General features: G+C 32.5%; 18 protein-coding genes. 4 read left to right on the top strand and 14 right to left on the bottom strand.

Annotated features, from left to right (window positions below):
- Window positions 1-3: 3 nt before the first annotated feature.
- The 12 genes from B3L86_RS11055 to B3L86_RS11000 all read right to left on the bottom strand — a co-directional run bounded on the left by B3L86_RS11055 (window position 4) and on the right by B3L86_RS11000 (window position 16,590).
- Entirely contained in the window at window positions 4-432 is a 429-nt protein-coding gene (locus tag B3L86_RS11055) for a type II toxin-antitoxin system death-on-curing family toxin (RefSeq protein ID WP_291118990.1), read from the bottom strand.
- Window positions 433-1,551: a DNA-binding protein gene (locus tag B3L86_RS11050; protein WP_291118987.1), complete on the bottom strand. Its 1,119-nt coding sequence runs from the start codon at window positions 1,549-1,551 to the stop codon at window positions 433-435.
- Between the two features lie 59 nt (window positions 1,552-1,610).
- Window positions 1,611-4,379, bottom strand: coding sequence for a class I SAM-dependent DNA methyltransferase (locus B3L86_RS11045; protein WP_291118985.1), 2,769 nt, complete (start codon window positions 4,377-4,379; stop codon window positions 1,611-1,613).
- 69 nt (window positions 4,380-4,448) lie between these two features.
- Window positions 4,449-6,695 (bottom strand): DUF3987 domain-containing protein, encoded by a 2,247-nt coding sequence (locus tag B3L86_RS11040; protein WP_291118982.1) that lies wholly within the window; start codon window positions 6,693-6,695, stop codon window positions 4,449-4,451.
- A 16-nt stretch (window positions 6,696-6,711) separates the two neighbouring features.
- A complete protein-coding gene (locus B3L86_RS11035) occupies window positions 6,712-6,990 on the bottom strand; it encodes a helix-turn-helix domain-containing protein (RefSeq protein ID WP_291118980.1) in 279 nt (92 codons plus the stop codon).
- A gap of 3 nt (window positions 6,991-6,993) precedes the next feature.
- On the bottom strand, window positions 6,994-7,281 hold the full coding sequence (locus tag B3L86_RS11030; protein ID WP_291118978.1) for a helix-turn-helix domain-containing protein: 288 nt from the start codon (window positions 7,279-7,281) through the stop codon (window positions 6,994-6,996).
- 93 nt (window positions 7,282-7,374) lie between these two features.
- On the bottom strand, window positions 7,375-9,243 hold the full coding sequence (locus B3L86_RS11025) for a hypothetical protein (protein WP_291118975.1): 1,869 nt from the start codon (window positions 9,241-9,243) through the stop codon (window positions 7,375-7,377).
- A 30-nt stretch (window positions 9,244-9,273) separates the two neighbouring features.
- On the bottom strand, window positions 9,274-10,506 hold the full coding sequence (locus B3L86_RS11020; protein ID WP_291118971.1) for a tyrosine-type recombinase/integrase: 1,233 nt from the start codon (window positions 10,504-10,506) through the stop codon (window positions 9,274-9,276).
- Between the two features lie 259 nt (window positions 10,507-10,765).
- On the bottom strand, window positions 10,766-11,269 hold the full coding sequence (locus B3L86_RS11015; RefSeq protein WP_291118968.1) for a hypothetical protein: 504 nt from the start codon (window positions 11,267-11,269) through the stop codon (window positions 10,766-10,768).
- A 66-nt stretch (window positions 11,270-11,335) separates the two neighbouring features.
- On the bottom strand, window positions 11,336-14,743 hold the full coding sequence (locus B3L86_RS11010; protein ID WP_291118966.1) for a hypothetical protein: 3,408 nt from the start codon (window positions 14,741-14,743) through the stop codon (window positions 11,336-11,338).
- Window positions 14,744-14,850: 107 nt separating this feature from the next.
- Window positions 14,851-16,104 carry an aspartate kinase gene (locus B3L86_RS11005; protein WP_291118963.1) on the bottom strand — a complete coding sequence of 418 codons (1,254 nt, stop codon included), beginning with the start codon at window positions 16,102-16,104 and terminating at the stop codon, window positions 14,851-14,853.
- Window positions 16,105-16,110: 6 nt separating this feature from the next.
- Window positions 16,111-16,590, bottom strand: a complete 480-nt coding sequence (locus B3L86_RS11000) for a GNAT family N-acetyltransferase (protein ID WP_291118960.1) — start codon at window positions 16,588-16,590, stop codon at window positions 16,111-16,113.
- A gap of 119 nt (window positions 16,591-16,709) precedes the next feature.
- Here B3L86_RS11000 and fbp point away from each other — a divergent pair, with 119 nt between their 5' ends.
- Complete coding sequence (fbp, locus tag B3L86_RS10995; RefSeq protein WP_291118957.1) at window positions 16,710-17,717, top strand: class 1 fructose-bisphosphatase; 1,008 nt, start codon at window positions 16,710-16,712, stop codon at window positions 17,715-17,717.
- 96 nt (window positions 17,718-17,813) lie between these two features.
- Here the strand turns inward: fbp and B3L86_RS10990 are convergent, their stop codons facing one another.
- The gene (locus B3L86_RS10990; protein WP_188363142.1) at window positions 17,814-18,095 is read right to left on the bottom strand and encodes a hypothetical protein; all 282 of its coding nucleotides are present in this window, start codon (window positions 18,093-18,095) and stop codon (window positions 17,814-17,816) included.
- Between the two features lie 160 nt (window positions 18,096-18,255).
- On the bottom strand, window positions 18,256-18,687 hold the full coding sequence (locus B3L86_RS10985) for a TerB family tellurite resistance protein (RefSeq protein ID WP_291118954.1): 432 nt from the start codon (window positions 18,685-18,687) through the stop codon (window positions 18,256-18,258).
- Window positions 18,688-18,830: 143 nt separating this feature from the next.
- Here B3L86_RS10985 and B3L86_RS10980 point away from each other — a divergent pair, with 143 nt between their 5' ends.
- The 3 genes from B3L86_RS10980 to B3L86_RS10970 are packed head-to-tail and all read left to right on the top strand — an operon-like array spanning window position 18,831 to window position 21,459.
- Window positions 18,831-19,424, top strand: a complete 594-nt coding sequence (locus B3L86_RS10980; protein WP_291118951.1) for a HupE/UreJ family protein — start codon at window positions 18,831-18,833, stop codon at window positions 19,422-19,424.
- A gap of 25 nt (window positions 19,425-19,449) precedes the next feature.
- Window positions 19,450-19,878: a deoxycytidylate deaminase gene (locus tag B3L86_RS10975; protein ID WP_188363139.1), complete on the top strand. Its 429-nt coding sequence runs from the start codon at window positions 19,450-19,452 to the stop codon at window positions 19,876-19,878.
- A gap of 6 nt (window positions 19,879-19,884) precedes the next feature.
- The gene (locus B3L86_RS10970) at window positions 19,885-21,459 is read left to right on the top strand and encodes a S41 family peptidase (protein WP_291118947.1); all 1,575 of its coding nucleotides are present in this window, start codon (window positions 19,885-19,887) and stop codon (window positions 21,457-21,459) included.
- Window positions 21,460-21,482: the final 23 nt, after the last annotated feature.

Below are 21,482 nucleotides of genomic sequence, written 5' to 3'. Positions count from 1 at the left end.
TTATTAAGTTAATGCGTTATAAATTTTTAATTTTAGTTCCTCTGAATAATCTGCTTCATAAATAATAGACTGAATAATTTCATGTAACAAATCTTTATCTATTTTATTATCAGCAACATGAACTGCAATGTTTTCCATTCGTTCCATGAAAATTGACACTCTGTCATCAAAACCATTTATCTCAAAAAAATATGCTGTTAATGCAATTGATGCTCTTTTGTTACCATCTTTAAAACTATGGTTTTTATTAATAGAGTGAAATAAATGTGTCGCTTTATCTTCAAATTCTGGATAATACATATCGTTTTGAATATGAACTAATGTGCTTTCCAATAAACCAATATTTAAAATACCCAACAATCCTTCGGATTTTAGAATGATTGAATCGTGTACTTCAATTGCATGTGCTGTATCAAAATATATGAGTTCCATCTATCTTTCTTTTAATCTTTTGAAAATTTCAATATTCTCATCTATTCTTTCTTGCAATGTTTTGCTTTGTTCTCCTAAAAATTTTTGATAATCATTTGTAGAAATACTTTGAATATAATTTTCTAATCTCTTATGTACCACATCGCGAAAACCGTAATCTCTTGTTGCCATTTTTATTCTAGCATCTTCTAATTGAGGAATCCAAAAACGTTGTTCACTAAATTTTTTAATTAGTTGATTTAATTCTACTGGTGTTAATTGACGACCTAACTCTTGAAATTTGCTTTTCATTTCATCTGCTATGCCTATTTCAAATGATGCAATTAATTTTAGAATTTCAGAATACATAGTTTCTCTTGGATTTTCACTATCTTCTAATTTTAACACTTGCTTGTATTCTGCTGCGTTTTCATTAAAAATAGCCTGATAAACTGCATCAGTATAAATGCTGTATTTTGCTTTTCCCATATCCAGATATCGACTTAATGCACTTACATACTCTTTACGATATTGCGGTTCTCTTAGTATTGCTACTAAATAATCTTCGTCTCGTTGATTTATAAATTTAGTAGATCCTCCAAGTTTTTTATTTAAACTATCAATTACAATGTCTAAGATTGAACTTCTTATGGATTTGGCTTTTTCACTTTCGGTAAGTAACATACCGATATTTAAAAATGCACGAAAATTAAAAACAGCTAATGCTTTAAGTCTGTTAAGCTTCTGTTTATCAGTTAATTCCTTTTTTAAAGGTGTATTTGTATCTTGTGCGGTGTCACTTTGTTTTTTTGACAGAGGGACATTCGTGTCCCTCTGTGAATCGTCTTCAATATCTGCATAAACTAGATGACCGAAAAGTGTTTTAAACTCTTTTAATTTAGTACCTTTTAAAACACAATAACCATTATGAGATAACTCCTTTTCGGAAGTTTCTACATAACGTTTGATTGTTTTAGGACTCACATCATAGAAATCAGCAATTTGTGCAGTTGTAAATCGTATTTCGCCTTCATATACCATACCTGTTATCCCTAAAAAAGTCTGAAACTCTTGAAGAAATTCTGGATTATTTAAAATATTTTGACGGTCTACTGCTGATTTCGTTAAATTATTTGTCATATCAATCTAATTATTAATATTATACGTGCACAGAGGGACACGAATGTACCTCTGTGAAATTATTTAGTTTTTCTTGCCTTTTTATCTTTCTTTTCTTCTTGAAACAATGTTCCTTTTTGTTTTTCCTCTGCAATCATTTGTTCGTATAACTTGAAAAGGTATTCTAAGCGTTCTTCGTCTGTTTCAAAAGGTTTACTGCGATAACAACGTTCAACTGCTAAATCATTTAACCTATGAGCTTCACGCAAACCTTGAGGCATTTTTTCTGGGTCGTATAATTGTGCTAATGTTTTTTCGGAATGGTTTTCCCGTTCTGCTAAAATTCTAAAAACACTTTGCTCTAATTCATTTTTCTGAGCATCTGATATAGCTGGAAAAGGAAAATTATTATAAACTAAGTTTACTGAATATCTAATTCTTGTTTCTAGTTTACCAGATACGACTTTAGTCCATAAATTATGAAGTTTTGAACTAAGTATAACGAAAATGATAGGATTAGAATTGTAGATTACAAATAGACCATTACTAATTATTGTTCCTTGTTTTTCAAATCCTACAGGTAAATACGTTCTATTTTCTGAACTAGTAAATGGTAAAATTATGGAAGGTTCATCTTTGTATTTTTTGTAAAAAAACTTATGAGGTGTAAGAGCTGCCTTTTTTGCATCTCTACCGGCACTTAATCTATATTCTTTACATTTATCTATTCTATCTTTTATTTTTGTAATACTATAAGCTTCGTCAAAATCCTTATCCTCAATCCATAAACAATATCTTTCTAAATCATTCAAAAAATCATTACCCCCAATATATTTTTTTATGAATTTTTTTGAATTAACATTATCATTAATAAAATCAACTTTTTCTTCAGGGCTTAATATTAAGAAACCACCATCAATACTGCTGCTACCTAAAGCCATCTCTGGTAAATCTGAAATTGCATTGTTTCTTTGATTAATAAAAATATTACTTCCCTCTGCCAAGTATGGATTTATATTTTTTACTTTAAAAATTCTTCCTTCAGAAAAAATCTTTTTTTCATAATTAGAACAGTTTTGAACGCCAATTATAACACAAGTTACACCTGCTACACTTTTAGCATTATTATCCCATTTAAATGATGTATGACAAAAACCTATTTCTTGATTTTTTGAATAAACATATGGCCACAAAAGGCTTACTTGTTCTCCTTGACAAATAGAGTTAGTTGAAACAAAAGCGTATTTAGAGTTTGAATTTTTGATGTAGTCGGTACCTTTTTTAAACCAACAACCTATATAATCCAATCTCTTAACATTTCCCATTTTATTGAAAATAAATTCCATATCCTCTTTTTGGTCATTATCCCAATTTCTAAATCCCAAATAAGGTGGATTACCTAAAATGTATATTTCGTCATTTTCTTTTTTAGGACATACTTTTTCCCAATCTACTCTAGTTGCATTACCATGAACGATATTACCACCTGCTTGTAATGGTAATGTTGGTGTGCTTTCTCCTAACACTTCTTTAAACTTTTGGTTCATTTGGTGCTGTGCTAACCACAAAGATAGAATTGCAATTTCGTGAGCGAAATCGTCTAACTCTATACCAAAGAATTGTGCTAACTCTATACGTGAAAATAACGAATGTTGGTATTGAGCTGCTAAAGTTAATTGAGCTTTTGGAATTAGTTCTAATTGATAAGGTTCAAAACCTGTAGCTGCTTTTTGTAATTCTTGTAATTGTAATAAAATTTTAATTTCAAGAAAACGTAATTCTTTATAAGCAATAATTAGAAAGTTACCACTACCACATGCAGGATCAAATATTTTAATTTTGCTTAAACGTTCTAATAGCTTGTTTAGTCTTTTAGGTTCGTATTTTCCGTTTTCAAATTCTTCGTTTAATTCATTTAAAAACAAAGGTTCAATTACTTTCATAATGTTAGGAACACTAGTGTAGTGCATCCCCAAACCACCACGATGCTCAGGCGTAATAACAGCCTGTATCATTGAACCAAAAATATCAGGGTTAATAGCTGACCAATCTAATTCGCCTGCGTCAATAACTGCTTGACGAGAACGACGTGTGAAAGTTGGTGTTTTGTGTTTGTGTTCAAATAAACCACCATTTACATAAGGAAACTCGTTAAGATATGCCGGAAGTTCTTTTCTGTTTCTGTTGTGCGTATTTAAAACATCGAATAGTTTTTCAAGGTAATTACTTAAATCACTACCATCAGTTTGCGTGTGTGAACTAATTGCATTTGTAAACTGACCTTTCTTAAAAATATTGGTGTCTTCTGCAAAAAAACAAAATAATAACCTTGATAAAAACACATTTAATCCGTGAATGAACTCAGGAGAATTATCAGGATTGTCTTTTTTGATTTCGTCAAAAAGCTTTGCCATTTTTTCGGCTGCTTTGACATCGGCAGGATTTTCATTTTTATGTGTTGCTTTTTCCATACCCGCCCACGGCAAAAAGAAATCGAAATGATTTGGTAAAACTTCTAATTCAATATCAAGCGTATCACTTGTTTTTGTATCAACCGCCAACAACGTTTTAAAATCAGTAACGATTATAAAACGCTGTTCTTGTTTTGTTTCTTCTTTGCATTTGGTTATAGCAACGTGTAAATCTTCATTTTCAATTGGTTTGAATAAAACCTTTTTTTTCCAAGATACTTGGCCTTGCACTTTAGAAAGATTTAAGTTTCCATTTTGTAGTCTTGTAATTGACGCTTTAGGTAAACCATAAGCTAATAACAAATCAAAAATGAACGTGTCTTTACTAAAATTTTTAATCAGGTTTTGAAGATTATTCTCAATTTGTGCTATATTCATCTTATTGAATTTCTGTATAAAAACTCAAAAATAAGATATTATAATTATTGTTTCAATAAATAAAGTATTTTAGTTGACTTTACAGTATTTTCCGTATTCTGGTTGCGTTAAGTACTTCCCTAAACAATTTTTTAAAATTGTACCTACCGTTCTTTCTTTAATACCAAAAGTATCTCCTAAAATTACTGCTTCTTGTCGAGAGAATTTTTGTGGTAGTGCTTTAAAAAAACGGTATTTGTTATCACCGGATTTGAAAGGTGAATCATTTTCTTCTTCTTGTTTTGTTAAGTTTTCAAACATTAAAACATTGTGTTTTAAATAGACTCTAATGATTGCCATTGCCGTATCAAAATCTTCATCTAAACATTGAACGTCTTTTGCTGTTTCTTTGGCTTGGAATTTTCTTATTGCCGTGAATACCATACAAATTCGAAATAAAATTAAGCCTAATCTTTTTACTACACTTTGAGCATCTGACGATACAAAAGCATTGATTTGAATTAAATATTCTGTAAAAGCTGTATTTAATTTAGCCCATTGTTGAGGTGATAGATGTATTTCAGTTTCGCTATTGTCTAGATAATTTACCATGTTATATACGTTTTGAGATAGGATTGCAAAATGTTCTGTTAGGTTTACCAAGTTGCCTTCCGGTGATGGATCTAACCATTTGGCTTCAGTTTTGAATACATAAAAAATGTTTCTACTAAATAGACCATCTTCTGCAGATTGAATGATGTTTTGAATTTGCTTCGGTGTTCCCGATAATGCTACTGATAAATGTGGAGTGTTTATTTCAAAATATTCATAATTCGTTTTTCTGGTAATAGAAATTTTTTCGTTGTGAAATGTTTTTCTTAGCAAGTCGGAATAGGAACCCCAATCGTTTTTAAATGCTTGACCCATTGTATCTGCTTCGGTTTCGCATATAATTCCTCTACCTTCATTATTTTGTAAATGTTTTATAATACTTGCGTTACTTGCATTTGCCGGAATAAAAACTACTTTAAACGGAGGTTCTTCAGGTTCGTTCATATCTACTACTTCCTCTTTTTTGGCTTGACGCATTGCTCTTTTATATTCTTCCAACTTTCTTTTGTACTCTTTTTGTTGGTCTAATGAATTTTGCAATACTTCACTATGGTATTTATCAGCCAACTCTTTGGCTGATTGTAAAGCACCTTTGCCGGAAGCTGCCGGAGCTAAAATAAAACTAAATAGATTGGGATAAACTCTTCTACCACCATAAACCCCTGTAACATTAGGAATACAACCTGATAATACTGCTAAAGCTCCCGTAAGAAAAACGTCTTTTTCTCTATCTACTTTAAATGCTTCGACACCTTGTTTAAATATTGGCGGAAGATTATCATATACTACATTTGTCATTGTTGGTGATGTAAGTAAATAATCTTCATCATCAATTTCCTTTTTATCTTTACTAACCGATGTTTGTTTGTTTTTGTTTTCTGCACGGTTGGCAAACTCGGCAAACCTGGCAAAGTCTGCCGATTGATGTTTGTAGGCACTTTTTACAGTTGATTCAATTTCCTTAGTCTGCAAATCGAAATTGTTTAGACAAAAGTTTAGCGTATCTTCTTGATAAATCCCAAAACGGTTGGCATTGGATGCAAACAAATGAATGAAGTTGTTTCTGTTTCCTTCGTGATACTGTTCTTTTTGTTCTGTGAACTTTAAACACTTATCTAGTAAAATATCTGTATTTGAAGATTGATTAACAATTGGTTTGCTTGGTTCAACTGTTTTTATTTCACTAATAGGATTGAAAATTTCACTGTTTTTGTTTACATAAATGTCTTCATCATACGATATAAAACAAAGTCTGGTGATGTCTTTGCATTTTTTGTCGTAATCGATGCCGGTTATTGATTTATAATGTTCCGCTACTTGAATGTATGCTTCTTCATGGCCATCTGCATCACAATTCACTTTTACAATTACTTTGATTCCATTACCGCTAGGACTAATAAACGAAACATAAGTATAGTTGCATATTTTGATAATCGTTAGTATTTCTTGTAATTCTTGATGATCTAACTTATCAAAATCCAAACAAATCATTTTTGAATATGAAGTGATGTTTTCTTTGGTTCTTGCTGTTCCGAATGTTCCGCTTGTTGTAAATCCAACTAATTTACTTTTGATTTCATCAGCTGTTTTTAAATCTTCACTATGAACTGCATATCGAATGGAATTAATATCTTCTTTGTAATCACCATTTTTTATACATTCAATAACCTCTGTTATCTCAATATCTGAGCTAACTTTTTTAAATTCTTTATAAATTGATACCATCAGTTTACTTTTAAAATTATTTGGTTCTTTGCTTGTAATTTTCTTTCATCATTTTATGAACATCCGCAAGGCAATAGTAGATTTTTGAACCTATCATTGTGTGTCCGATTATACCGGAATCTCTCCAATGTTGGGCTGTCCGTCTACTTACTTTGAATAGTTGTAAAAACTCGTTGTTATCAATGTATACGTCCTCAGCATCAAAACCGCTTCGGGTTTTAATCATTGACGAAATTTCATCCACTTTATCTAAAAGTTGTTGGATTTGTTTTGCAGTTTTTTCGTAATAGTCCATCGCTTATTTTTTTAGTAAGGTTAGACATTCGAGTAACTCGCTTTTTTTGTAGTACCGCCTTGCACCAATGCCGTAGGCTTTGACTTTGCCTTGGTTTGTCCATGCCCAAAGTGTGGAGCTGTCCACTTTAAGGAACTGGCACGTTTCTTCCCTAGTCATTAGGGCTTCGTTGTCGGATTGTGTTTGGATTTGTTTTTGCAGTTCGACAATACTGTTGCGAACTGTTGTTCCTATCAGTTGTTGAAGTTGGTCAACTGTTAGGTTTTGAAGTAAAATTGCGTTGTTTTGCATGAGCTGTATTTTTTAGTGTTATACAGCACAAATTTTTCGGGATATATTTTGAAGGAAGTTTTAGATATTTTGAGATATGTGTATCTCTATGATTTACAGGTTTTTATTTTCTATAAATTGTTCTAATTCTGATTTATTTTTGGTTAGACTTAATACTATTTCTTTCCAATTAGTTTTAAATATAGTTTTCTTTACAATGTTTTTCGAAATATGATGATGATGGTCTTTTACTGTATTATAAAAATTTTGACCTGTGTCATTGCATCTTTCTCTACCTTCTATAATAATTAAATCTTTTTTAAATTCACCATCAGGAGTAGTTGGAGGTTTTTGATTATTCATTTCTAATTCGAGAAGATACGTTAAGGCATGATACTTGGCTGGAAATTTTTTATTGTTTTTATTCTCTGAAATATCAGTGGATAGTGTATTATTTGTTTCAGTTGAATTGTAGTATTTCAGAAAAAGAGGTTCAAAAACTAGTGGGTTGTTTAGAATAATCTCCCATGCTTTATAAAACTGACCTCCTTGAAAACCCCATTCTGTAAATTCATCATCACCAATATATCTACCTTTTCTATTTTTAAATTGTTCAAAAGTATCAGCTATATCACCAAAATAACCATTTTTATATTTTGCATTTAAAACATAGGATAAGATTTTTAAAGCTTTTTGCTCTTGAGTTTCTTCTAGGGCTTTTTGTTTTTTATCTAGAATTTTTTCAAAATCATTATATCCTTTATTAAATGCTTTTGCATATTCGTATAGATAATAATCAAGAGGTTGATTATCACAAAAAATCAAGGTTTTGTCTTCAATTTTAGATAGCAGATTAAGATAATTTTCTTTAAGACAATAATATTCAATTATAGTTTCACCTGGTAAATTATCAAACGGACCTAAGCCGTATGAATTTAATATTTCACCATCATTTTCGTTAATGTACAAATGTTCGAAATTACCAACGTTATTAAAAGCATTTAAAATTGATACTGGTAAAATATCTTTATTATCTAAATAGACACCATAAATAGAGGTGATTTCAACCTTTGTTTTTTGTTTACTCTTTTCTTTATTATCATTGTTTGAATTTGCCACACTATTTATCATGCCTTTATTTAAATGCTCGTAAACAGTTTTCAAAGAAATTAAATTTTCGAAGCCATCTATTGGGTCGTGAAAAAAGCTATCACAATAATCGATCATTAAATTGTTTAAGTGTATAAATTTAGTAGAGTTATCCTTTTCTACCGAACTAAATCCAAATGCATTATAAACAGTTTTGTATTGCCCAATATCTCTTATAAAATGCTTTACTTTTGAAATTTCTACTTCATTTAAATACACAAAAGATAAATTGTTTTCAAATGTTTCTATTGCCTCCAAAATAATATCTTCATTGAAGGAAAACATAAATTCACAAATCAAGTGATTATAAACCGAATTAAATTCATTCAAAAATAATTCATAAGTATCTGAATTTGTTATTCTTTTAATCTGATTAATTGCATTAAAAAGAGATAATTTATTATGAAGAATATTAATGAACAATTCTCTAATTTCCGGGGAACTACAGCTGTTTAGTATTGGATTATAGTTTTCTGAAATGTAAGCCTTATCTTTTTTATCTATTAAAAATTTAAGGATTTTATAAAATGACGTATTATATTTTGTGCTTAACTCTAAATCATAACCATCAGGCAATGATATTGCTTCGTTTATTTCTGGTATAAGTAGCTCACAATGTCCACTATTCACACAATATTGAGGACCATAACCTAAATCTACAATAACCAGATTAGAATTATCATAACACAATGTGTAAAATTGAAGTTCAATGTCAAGAAACATCAATTCATCAAAGTCCTCATGTTGCTTGAGGTAATCTTTAAGTAAATTATTGTAATTATTTTTATACTCTTTGAGAGTATAAAATATTTTTTTGTTTTGAAAGTTAACCATCAGCTTATAAAAACATTATATCCAAAAGTATTAAAAATAATTCGTTAATTCCATTGCTATATCCTTGTTGCTTTTCCCGATGTAAGTGAGGAACATGGCTTCTGTAGCATGCCCTGTCACATACATTAAAAACGAAGTTGGTATTTTACCGTAATTATTAGTGGCAAAAGATCTTCTTCCAATATGTGAAGATACTAATTCCCACTTTTCATAGTCTTTTTCTACCTTAGTTTTTGTTTCTGCATCAAATTTAACGCCGTGAGTCGGTTTGTTGATACCGGCTAACTTACATACTGTTTTGATGTTATCATTGTATTTTTGGTCTGATATCTTTCTAGGGAAATTGCCGTCATATTTTTCTAAAATAGCCATGATTTTATGATGTAATGGGATGGTCATTATTTTGCCTGTTTTCACTTGAGTAAATTCGATTAAAGGTTTTAGTTCACCACTTTTGTTTTTCTCGTATCGAATCATCGTGTTTTCAAATCGTAAGAAATCGGAAATTCTTTGGCCGCAATAACAACTAATTAATAACCAGTCACGGTCATTTTCTAAACCTTCGGTTAGCTTCTCAGATGCTATGTTTTCGATTTGCTGTATTTCAGTTTCGTTCAGATAGATATTATCCACTTTGAGGTATTTTGCTTTTACTCCGTCAAGCTGGTAGTGTGTTTCAATACCGTTAGCTTTTGCATGATTACAAATTGTTTTTATAAACCTAACAGCACGAGCAATGGTATTCAAAGCATATCCTTTACTAAAACAATAGTTTTCAAAGTCATTCTTGAAATGTAAATTAATATCTTTAACATAAAGAATTAATTTTCTGTCTGCTTCATATCGAAGTAGAAGCTGCTTAATTACACCGCACTTTTTTAAGGTACTTTCTTTAACTTCTCGTTTCTTATACTCTGTGTACTTGTCTAAGTAATCAATTAATTTTTCTGGAAGTTTTTCTTCTTGTTGAGGTGGGTTTATGAAATCGTTTAGCCAATTTAAATCAATGGCTACCGTTCCTTTTATTTTGTTGTATTCTTTAAGGAGGTTGTTTTTTAAGTCTTGCAAATCTGTATCCAGGTTGGCATAGTCAATATCCTTCAAAGCTTTCTTGGTTGGTCTTTGTTCTACATCATCCCAGTTCAAAGGATCAATAAGATAATTAGTTTTAGCTTTAATGTCGATATTTCTACCATCACGAAAACGTATGTATATAACTGCCGGATTATGTTTGCTTTGCAAAAGGAGTTTTATTGAAGCCATAATTTTGATTTTTTGAATACATAAATATACAAAATCTAGCCCACATTTAGCCCACATTTACTAAAAAACATACAATATAAATCAAATCTATCCAATAAAAAAAGCTTTACTTATTATCGTAAAGCCTTGATTTTGTTGAAGTTTGTGTTATTTTGTAAAGGATTTGTATTTTTTGGAATTAGGAAAATATAAGCCCCATCTTCTCCACAAAAAAACCGCAATTTTTAAAGTTGCGGTTTTTTTATTTTCTATTTTGAAATTAATCCAATGGTGCTCCAACGGCAATGTCACATCGGTGATGCGGTTGTCCGTGTGCCGGATTCATTTTTGGTTTTGGTGTATTTGCAGCTGTTGCAGTGGGCTGCGTTGCAGGAGTTGCACTTGTTGTAGCTGTAGGAGCCGGTGCTGTTTGGGTTGGTGTTGGGTTATTGCTTTGAACCGATTTAAAAAACGATTTAGGTTCTCCGGTTGTTGCTCCGGCATTCATATTTGCTTCTGCATTTGGGTTTGAAGGACCATCTAACGGAGCTCCAACGGCAATGTCACAACGGTGAAATGGTTCTCCGTGTGGCGGATTTAATTTTGGAGCTTCTCCGGTCGGTGTCGATGTATTTGCCGGTGTTGCAGCAGGAGTAGTGGTGATTATTGGTGCTTCTTGTGTGGTTGCTGTTGCTTCTTGAGTGGCTTCTTCTTCATTTTTTTTGCATGAAGTTGCTATGAATGTACTTGCCAAAAGTAGCAATAAAATAGTTTTTGATTTCATAAGTAGTGTTTTTTCAAATTCAAATATAGTAATTTCCATGCTGTCAGCACTATTTTTAACGAAGTCTTAAAAATAAGCTCTCAATTGAACACTTCCCGTGTGGATACTTTTGCTGGTTTCACTTTTTCTTCCTTGATAGTTCACGTTGATATCTAAAAATTGTGTCAGGTTTTTTTGGAGTAATAATCGCCACGTTTGATTTCTTCCGGGAAGCAATCCCTCCAGCATTTGAAAGCCAACAGCAGAGGTAGCATTTCCGAAAAAATCATTGTTATAAAGTGAAAATTCACCATTCATAGTAAATTGTTTTTTGCCTGAATAGGTGAAAGAAGTACCAATGCGTTGTTGTTGTAATTCTTCCAAATCATTTATTTGATTGGTTTTGATTTGGTATTCATAAAAAACATCCAAACTGGTGCTTTGTGAAAACAAATAAGCCAGTTTTGGAGCCAGTTGATAACCATTTATTTCAAAATTTCGAATTTCAAAATTTTCAGATTCGCTTTCAGAAACAACTGTTTTTCCTAAGAAAGATAAAAGCCATGTTTTTTGAAAAAGATGGGCATATTGCATTTGATGCGAACTGTTTTTAACTTCTTGTGAACCGGAAGAAAGTAAATTTTTTGCACGATTGTTTATATAAGTATAGGTTAAAGAATGCTTTTGTTTTCCACGGTTGTAAAACAAACTGTTTCTAAACGAAGCATTCAACCCTAACAAATCAGTGGCGTCATTAGAAAACGGATTCAAATCAAAATTGTTTTCCGATCTTCTGATTTTCCGATCTACTAAAAAGGAGGTTTGGTTATAAAAATAGGAAGCCAACTTTTTAATTCCTTTTTCGTTTTGCCATTGTATCGGATTTAAAGTCACCGATTGCGAAAATTTGTTTTGATGAGTGGGTACAAAAACCTGATTGGGCAGAAAAACTCGAATATAACGGGCTTGATCCGGAAATGGAGCTACTTCAAACTCTTCTAATTCTTGAATACCGTTACCGTTGTAATCAATCCAGGTATAAATCCCTAAACCGGGTTCTACTTCAACATAGGTAAACTCTTGCTCTGCAATGGTTCCGGAACTGGTTTCAAAAGCCGAAGTAATTTGTACCAATTGATTAAAAAAGCGATCGTTATAAAGCAAGCGAGAATTTAACGAAGTTTCATCAGGACGCGAAGTATCGATATATTTTAAATTTCGATAGTTGACAAACAAGCTTAAATCACTTTTGTCATTTTGAATCAATTTGGATTTGATATAATAGGAATTGGACTTGTTTACTCGTTCTATCGATCCGTTTTGTAAACTGTCATTAACTCGATGTAAGTAGCCAATTTCAACAAAAACTTTCGTACTGTCGCCTCTTCCGGCAAAAACACCATATTCGTTAAAACGTTGACTTAATGGTGAAAAGGTGTTGGTGGCCTTAATTTTTTCTGAAACATCTTCCATTCTATAACTTGTGCCTACCCAATTTTTATCAAAATGATAGCGGACTTGTGTTTGGTTTCTTAAAAATTTGGAATCGGCCACATCACTGTCACTTTTCATAAAACTACCCTGATTTTGAAGGCTCCAGTTTTTATCTTTATAAATTCCTTCCACCAAATGTCGGTTACCGGAAAAGCTTTCAGAAAAATTTAATTTTTCCAATTGATAGCGAACAAATCCTTTTTCTGCATTTCGCAATTCTAAACCTGAAATTAATAAACTCTGATTGCCCATTGGATTGTTCAAACTCCAATCGCGATCAAATTCAATGGTAAATAATCGTTCAATGGTTTGAAAATCTTTTTGCACAAATTGGTAATTTGCCAAAGCATCCAATGTCCATTTTCCTGTAAATAAACGTTGTCTTGCGTTAATTCTTCCGGCAATTCCTTGGTTGTTTCCGTCGTCTATGTTTGAAAACAAATTTTTGTCATTATTGCTTATTCCCAATTCAAAATCAACAACGGTTTTTTCGTTGGGCGAAAATTTTCCTAACAGCGTGGCAATTTGAATTTTAGTTGGAGCCACTAATCGAATAATGGGCTCGTAATTTCCTTGCGGAATTCCGGCTATTGGGGCAACATATTCATAAATCCTGCCAATGGCTTGGCTGTTGGTCAAGATATAATTCCCATTATTATTGCCAACCAAACTAAATCGCACGTTGTATAATTCGTCCTCCGGGTTATTTGAAAATTCAAAAACTTCAACATCGTTTATAAATGTTTTTTTATACAAAATTTTATTCTCCGAAAAACTGTCTAAATAAGCAGATGGGGCATTCATTAAATTGATGTCGTCACCGGCATTTTTTAAAACTTCCACTTGTTCTGGTGAGAGATTTTGTTGAAGTGGTTGGTTTTTTATGTCATTTTCAGAATAGACATAACCACCAATTTGCCACTTTTTTTGCTCATGAGTAACGCCGCCATAAGTAATCAATCGGGTATAACTTCGTTCTGCATATTGGTATTCAATGGTGATTCGCATTTCGGAAGTGATGGGATACAACGATGTAAAAATAATTTCACCCGCGTTATAATCGATAATATACTGATTGTTTTCACCGCGTTGCAGCAACAAACCGTTCACATAAACACGTTCTGAACCTGAAATAACCAGTACATAAAGTTCGCCATTGTTCCCTCGTAATTTATACGGACCTTGATTGCCTTCTTGACCAATAAAGTTGCTTTTGGCATATTGACCGCGAACTAATGCTGCTGATGCAGTAACGGTAGTTCGTTTTTCAGGAGTTCCAAAACTAAAATCAGTGGCAATTCCTTGTACTTTTTTATTGAAATTTAAAAAACGAGACTGTCGGTTTTCTAAGAACAAATCACCGGCTCGAATTTTCCAATTTTTAGCATATAATTCAATGAAAATCTGATCAAACTCATCTAATTTCTGAGAGTAACCGCCTTCCTGAAGTGGAATATTACTGTCTTGAATGGATGCTCTAATGCTAACATCATTGGAAATTTTTCCACTAATTTGAAGGTCTAAATTTGAATTTACAACCGCATTTTGATTGTTTCCAACGGTCAAACCTCGGGTTATACTTCCTGAAGTAGTTAAACCGCTAAATGGGGTGTTTATTTTTTTTGGATCTTTTGAAAAACGATACAAATCACCATATCCTGTTTGATTGGGAACTATTTGAATTTCGTCAAAAACACTGTAAGTTTTGGTTAGATAATCGGGAAATTTAAGATAGCGAACCGTTAGTGTGTCACTGTTGTTAAACTCCTTTTTAAAAAGCAAAGTGCCTTTTTGAAAATTTGTTACATAATACGAAGTGTCAATTTCAACACCATTAGAGTCAAAAATTTTAAAAAAAGCTTTGTTGATGCTCACTTTTTCAAGTGAAATGGTGTCTTTTGATGCTACAACTTTTTTTGATTGATACGGCGTTTCGCTTTCCTGAGCCGAAAGACTTGAAATCAGTAGTAAAAGTAGCCCTAAAACACATTTTTTCAACATAAATACTATAACTCCAAAACCTCAAAAGTAGTATTTATTGTTGGAATTTAGGAAAGTAAGCGTGTTTGATTGAAAAATCAAATATTCCAAAAATCTAAAAATTCAACTTACTCCTTCGTTACAATCTGAATCGTATCGCCCAAAATTTGTTTTACTAAAACGGTTTTGTCAGTTTCTACAATCTTTATGGCATTTTCATTAAAATGACGAATGGTAAACAACGATACATTTTCATGCCAGCTAATTTGAAATCGTTTTGACAACAAGCTTTTTAATTCATTAAAGTGATTGAATTTATCTTCAACACATACAGAAAAACTAATGGCTGAATTTTGAATTAAACTCACTTTTATTTGATATTCATGAAACAATCGGAAAATTTCACTGATGTGTTCTTCCATGATGAATGAAAAGTCAATTGAAGATAATGAAATCAACAACTGATTTTTTTTCACAATAAAACAAGGCGTTTGCGGCACCAAATCGGCTCCTTTTGAAACGCTGGTTCCTGGAAGTAATGGGTTTAAAAACGATTTTACAAATAATGGAATCTCTTTACGCTGTAACGGTTGCAACGTTTTTGGGTGAATGACAGTAGCTCCATAAAAAGCCAACTCAATAGCTTCTCGATACGAAATTTGATTTAACAAAATGGCATTTTCAAAATACCTCGGATCGGCATTTAAAACGCCTGGAACATCTTTCCAAATGGTAACACTTTCTGCATTGAGACAATAAGCAAAAATGGCAGCCGTGTAATCAGAGCCTTCTCTACCTAATGTGGTAGTAAAATTGTTGGGATCGGCACCTAAAAATCCTTGTGTGATGTTTAGTGTTTTGCGTTTTACATTTTTAGAAATCAATTCTAAAGTTTGATCCCAATCAACCGTAGCATCACGATAGGTGGTATCGGTTTTTATGAAATTTCGAACATCCAACCAATTGTTTTTTAAACCACACGAGTTGAAATAATGACTAACTATTGTGGTAGAAATCAATTCACCATAACTTACAATTTGATCGTAAACAAAATTATAATTAGGGGATTTGTTATGACTTAAAAAATAGTCCATGTCTTCAAAGTGCTGATTTACCGCTTTGAAAACAGGGTTTTTATCGTCTTCAAAAAGTTCCATTATAATCTGTAAATGGTATTTTTTTACTTCCTGAATGGATTCTTGTAGTTCCTCTGATTTTTCAAAATAGTTTTTAATAACTACTTCCAACGCATTGGTGGTTTTTCCCATTGCAGATATTATAACCAAAACATTTTCATAACCCACTTTTTGCAAAACATCAAAAACATTTTTAATGCCATTAGCATCTTTTACGGATGCTCCACCAAATTTGAATAGTTTCATAAATTTTTAATTGCTGATTTTTTCTAAAAATGAAGTAATTCCTTGTTCATCCATTTGAACTACACGCCAATCTTCAAGTACTTTTGCACCCGATTTGATGTAAAAATCAATAGCAGGCGTATTCCAATCCAGAACATTCCACTCAATTCTTCTAACGTTGTCTTTTTTTCCTTGTTTAATTATCTCAGTATATAATGCAAATCCGGCTCCGGTTCCTCGTTGACTTTCTTTAACAATCAAGTCTTCCAAGTGAATAGTTTTGCCTTTCCAAGTGGAAAAACGATAATAATAAAGGGCCATTCCAATAATCTCTGTTTGGTTTTCTGCAACAAAAACATGAAAAAGAGGTTGCTCTCCAAAACCATCACGAACCAAATCCGCAACGGTGACTACCACTGCCTCAGGTTCTTTTTCAAAAATGGCCAACTCGTTTATTAGTTCTAAAACGGCCGGCATGTCTTCAGGAACTGCTTTTCTAATTTGCACGCTATATTTTTTTTAAGGAAACAAAATTACAATTCTAAAAATTGATTTGAATAATATTTTCATAGGTATCACAAAAATATCGATATTTGTGCCACTAACACAACTACATCGATTTCGTAATGGAAGAACGCAACAAAACCTTAGGTGAGTTTATCATCGAAAAGCAAGAAGAGTTTCAATATTCAACCGGAGAACTTTCCAGAATCATTAATTCTATTCGATTAGCTGCCAAAGTGGTTAATTATAAAGTGAATAAAGCCGGTTTGGTGGACATTGTTGGGGCAGCCGGAGAACAAAACATTCAGGGTGAAGACCAACAAAAATTGGATGTTTATGCTAACGAAGTGTTTATTCAAACGCTAATCAATCGTGAAATTGTGTGTGGAATTGCTTCAGAAGAAAATGACGAATTCATTACCGTTGCAGGAAGCGATAAAGGACACAATAATAAATATGTAGTTTTAATGGATCCGCTAGATGGTTCTTCAAATATTGATGTGAATGTTTCTGTGGGCACTATTTTTTCGGTTTACAGACGAATCACACCAATTGGTTCGCCGGCAACTTCCGAAGATTTCCTGCAACCCGGCATCAATCAAGTTGCAGCAGGTTATGTGATTTATGGAACATCTACAATGTTGGTATATACAACAGGACATGGCGTTAACGGATTCACCTTAAACCCCGCTATTGGTGCATTTTATTTATCGCATCCCAACATGAAATATTCGGAAACAGGAAACATATATTCCATTAACGAAGGAAATTATGTGCATTTTCCACAAGGGGTGAAAGATTATATCAAATATTGTCAATCGGAAGAAGATGACAGGCCTTATACATCAAGATATATTGGTAGTTTGGTTTCTGATTTTCACAGAAACATGATAAAAGGAGGAATTTATATTTATCCAACCAGTTCAAAAGCCCCAAACGGGAAGTTACGTTTGCTTTATGAGTGCAATCCTATGGCTTTTATTGCAGAACAAGCGGGTGGTAAAGCGTCTGATGGTTACAACAGAATTATGGAAATTCAACCAAAAGAACTACATGAAAGAGCTCCATTCTTTTGTGGGAGTAAAAAAATGGTAGAAAAGGCAGAAGAATTTATGGCAAATTATAAGTAATTAATTCAGAAAATTATAAACACAACAATGGAGTCTTGATTTTTCAAGACTTTATTTGTTTTGTAAAAGAATTAAATGATTACGGAATGGCTCTGATTAATCACATCCGGGGAAATCGTTGCAATCAAAATCGTCGCAATCAATAAAACCATCACCGTCGTCGTCAATGCCATTGTTGCAAATTTCAACAGCACAAAACGGACTTTCATTACAATCAAAATCATCGCAATCTATAAAACCATCGCCATCATCATCAATGCCGTTGTTGCAAATTTCAACCTTTTTTTTGTCATCACTTGAACAAGATGAATGAAGAAATGAAACAGAGAGGAAACAAAAAAGCAACACAAATTTCAGTAGTTTATTTATGGTTTTCATAAGTCAAAAATTTAGTTAATAACTGTTTGAATTATAAATAGTTAAATAAAAGTACAAAAAATAAGTAGCTGATTTTGTTTTTTCATGTTAAAATCAAAGAAGTCAAAGAAAACACAACGTAAGAAATCATAAAAAAAGCCCTGAATTTCAGGGCTTTTATTTATTTATTCATGTGTTGCATTTCAAAAATAAAGGTGTCTAAATCTACATTTAAAACTAGCAACGACAAGGCTTTGTCAACAATATAATTCACATTACTTGGCGTAAAGCCTAAAGCCAACGAAAATTTAGTTAAAATTTCTTTTTGTTTGGGTCCCAAAACATGATCTGCATAAACCATTCGGGCTAAATCATACAAACGCTCCAATCGATGAATGTATAAATATGGCGGATTAATCGGATATTTCATGGGGTTTTCCATGATTTCTTCGTACTCATCTTTCGAAATTTCTAAATTTCGAGCCAATCGATCTATAAATTCTTTTTCTTCAGGTGTAATCTCACCATCGCTTAAAGCTACTCTTACAATTGCTGAAAAGTGACCCTTGTTTCGGTTTTTAAAACCACTATCAAATAAATCTGAAATTGACATACTTTTTTGTTAATTATTGGTAGTGCAAATATAATTCTAATTCTTTTTTCTAAATAATTTTTCACAAGCTTTTAATTGGTAAAACTTACTTTTTTCGAAATAAATCGTAAGTTTGAGGGCCTCAAATTATTAAATCTGTAGTTATGTCTGAATTCTGGGTTTATTTTACAGTCGGATTGAAGCATGTTTTGGATATTCATGCGTATGATCATGTACTTTTTTTAATCGCTTTAACGGTGCCTTATTCTTTTAAAGATTGGAAAAGGGTATTAATTTTGGTAACACTTTTTACTATTGGTCATACCTTGTCATTACTGCTTTCGGTTTATGAAATTGTTTTAATTAAAGAATCTTTGGTTGAATTTCTTATTCCAATAACAATCTTGATTACTGCTTTTTTTCACCTGTTTACCGCCGGAAAATCAGGCAAAAAAGAGAGTATAAGCGTTGTGGCATTCATTACGCTTTTCTTCGGAATCATTCACGGATTAGGGTTTTCAAATTACTTTAAATCAATTGTTCCCGGTGATGCCTCTTCAAAACTAGTTCCGTTACTTCAATTTGCTCTGGGAATAGAAGCCGCTCAACTTATAGTGGTTTTCTTAGTGTTGATTGTATCTTTTGTAGTGCAAACGTTCTTTCGATTTTCAAAAAGAGATTGGACTTTGGTTGCCACAGCCTTTGTCATTGGTGTTGTGATTCCTATGATAATTGAAAGCCCTATTTGGAACAGATAAATGTCTTATAATTGGTTGTTAAAAAATGAATAAAAAGAAACGCACTAAATATGATAAAGCCTACCTTCGTATAGCGAAAGAGTGGAGCCGACTTTCTTATTGCAAACGAAAGCAAGTTGGAGCGATTATTGTTAAAGACCGTATGATCATTTCTGATGGTTACAACGGAACGCCTTCCGGTTTTGAAAATTGTTGCGAAGATGAGGAAGGAATTACGAAATGGTATGTGTTGCATGCGGAAGCAAATGCCATTCTTAAAGTTGCCGGTTCCACACAATCTTGTGAAGGAGCAACGTTATACATCACCCTTTCGCCATGTAAAGAATGTAGTAAATTGATTCATCAATCAGGAATTACACGAGTGGTTTATTTTGAAGGATACAAAGACGATAGCGGAATTGAATTCTTAAAAAAAGCGGGTGTTGAGGTAGAATTAATAGATGATTTAGAATAGTGTTAAATGAAAATGGATAAAAAATATTGGCCGGTAATTCTTTTTACCGCAGTTGCTTTTGGTGTGCTAATCGGAGGCAAGCTCAGTATTTTTGGCAAACAGGAAACACTGATTTCCAACTCTCATAAATTCAAATTAAACCGACTTATTGATTTTATTGAAAGAGAATATGTGGATAACGTTAATACAGACAGTATTGTTGATTTAACGGTTAACGGAATTTTAGAAAAACTCGACCCGCATTCTGTTTACATTTCCAAAAACGAACAAACTTTTGTGGCAGAATCAATGCGTGGAGATTTTGTGGGTATTGGTGTAAATTTTTATGTTTATAAAGATACGGTTGCGGTTATAAAACCTTTAATTGGTGGGCCTTCAGAAAAAGCAGGAATTAAACCCGGCGACCGAATTTTGTTTGCAGATAATTACCAATTGTTCGGAAAAAAAATACCTAATGACACACTGTATTCAAAACTCAAAGGAGCAGTAGGTTCTGATATTACGCTCACAATCTTTAGAAAAAGCGAAAACAAAAAACTTAAAGTCAAATTAAAACGCGATGTGATTCCTATAAAAAGCGTAGATGTGGCTTTGATGATTTCCAACGATATCGGATTTATAAAAGTCAATCGTTTTTCTGAAACTACCTATAAAGAATTTAAAGCAGGTCTCGAAAAAGTAATTGCCAAGGGTGCCAAAAGCGTCATTGTGGATTTACGCGATAATGGCGGAGGTTATCTTGAAAAAGCAGTGCAAATGGCAGACGATTTTCTGGAAGAAGACGCATTGATTGTTTTTACAAAAAATAAAAAAGAACGTATTGATAAAACAAAAGCTACCAAAAAAGGAATTTTTGAAAAAGGAAAAGTCTTTGTTTTGTTAAATGAAAATTCGGCTTCAGCTTCTGAGATTTTTGCAGGGGCTATTCAAGATAATGATCGTGGAATAATCGTTGGACGTCGTTCTTTTGGCAAAGGTTTAGTGCAACGCGAAATGGAACTAGGCGATGGTTCCGTTGTTCGATTAACCGTAGCAAGATATTACACCCCTTCAGGAAGATCTATTCAAAAACCCTATGAAAATGGCAATGAAGACTATTATAACGAGTTTGATAAACGATTTGAAAGTGGCGAATTGTATGAACGCGACAGCATAAAAATTAAAGATAGTCTAATCTTTAAAACTAAAAAAGGGAGAACGGTCTATGGCGGTGGCGGCATTGTGCCCGATATTTTTGTACCCTTACAAAACAGACATAGTGAAGATGCTGTGGAAGCCATGATGCAAACCGGAATTGTGAGCTATTTTGTTTTTGAAGAATTAGACAAAGACCGAAAAGCGTTTTACAATTTAAATTTTGATAATTTCATTATCAAAATGGAATATACAGATTTGTATTATACTAATTTTCAAAATTATCTCAATAAAAACGGAATAGCAGTTCAATTGAGTAAAAGCAAACCGGTGGTGAAACGCTACTTGATGGCTGAGTTCGCCAGACAATTGTTTGATGACGAAAAATATTATGAAATTATTCTGAAAGAAGATGCCATGGTGAAAGCGGTTTTGGAACAGAAATAGTAAATAGTTTGCTTACAAAGTAA

The organism is Flavobacterium sp. UBA6135, from assembly GCF_002428305.1.
GTDB lineage: Bacteria > Bacteroidota > Bacteroidia > Flavobacteriales > Flavobacteriaceae > Flavobacterium.
Note: the sequence above shows the minus strand (reverse complement) of the source record. Positions and strands in the feature narration are given on the sequence as shown.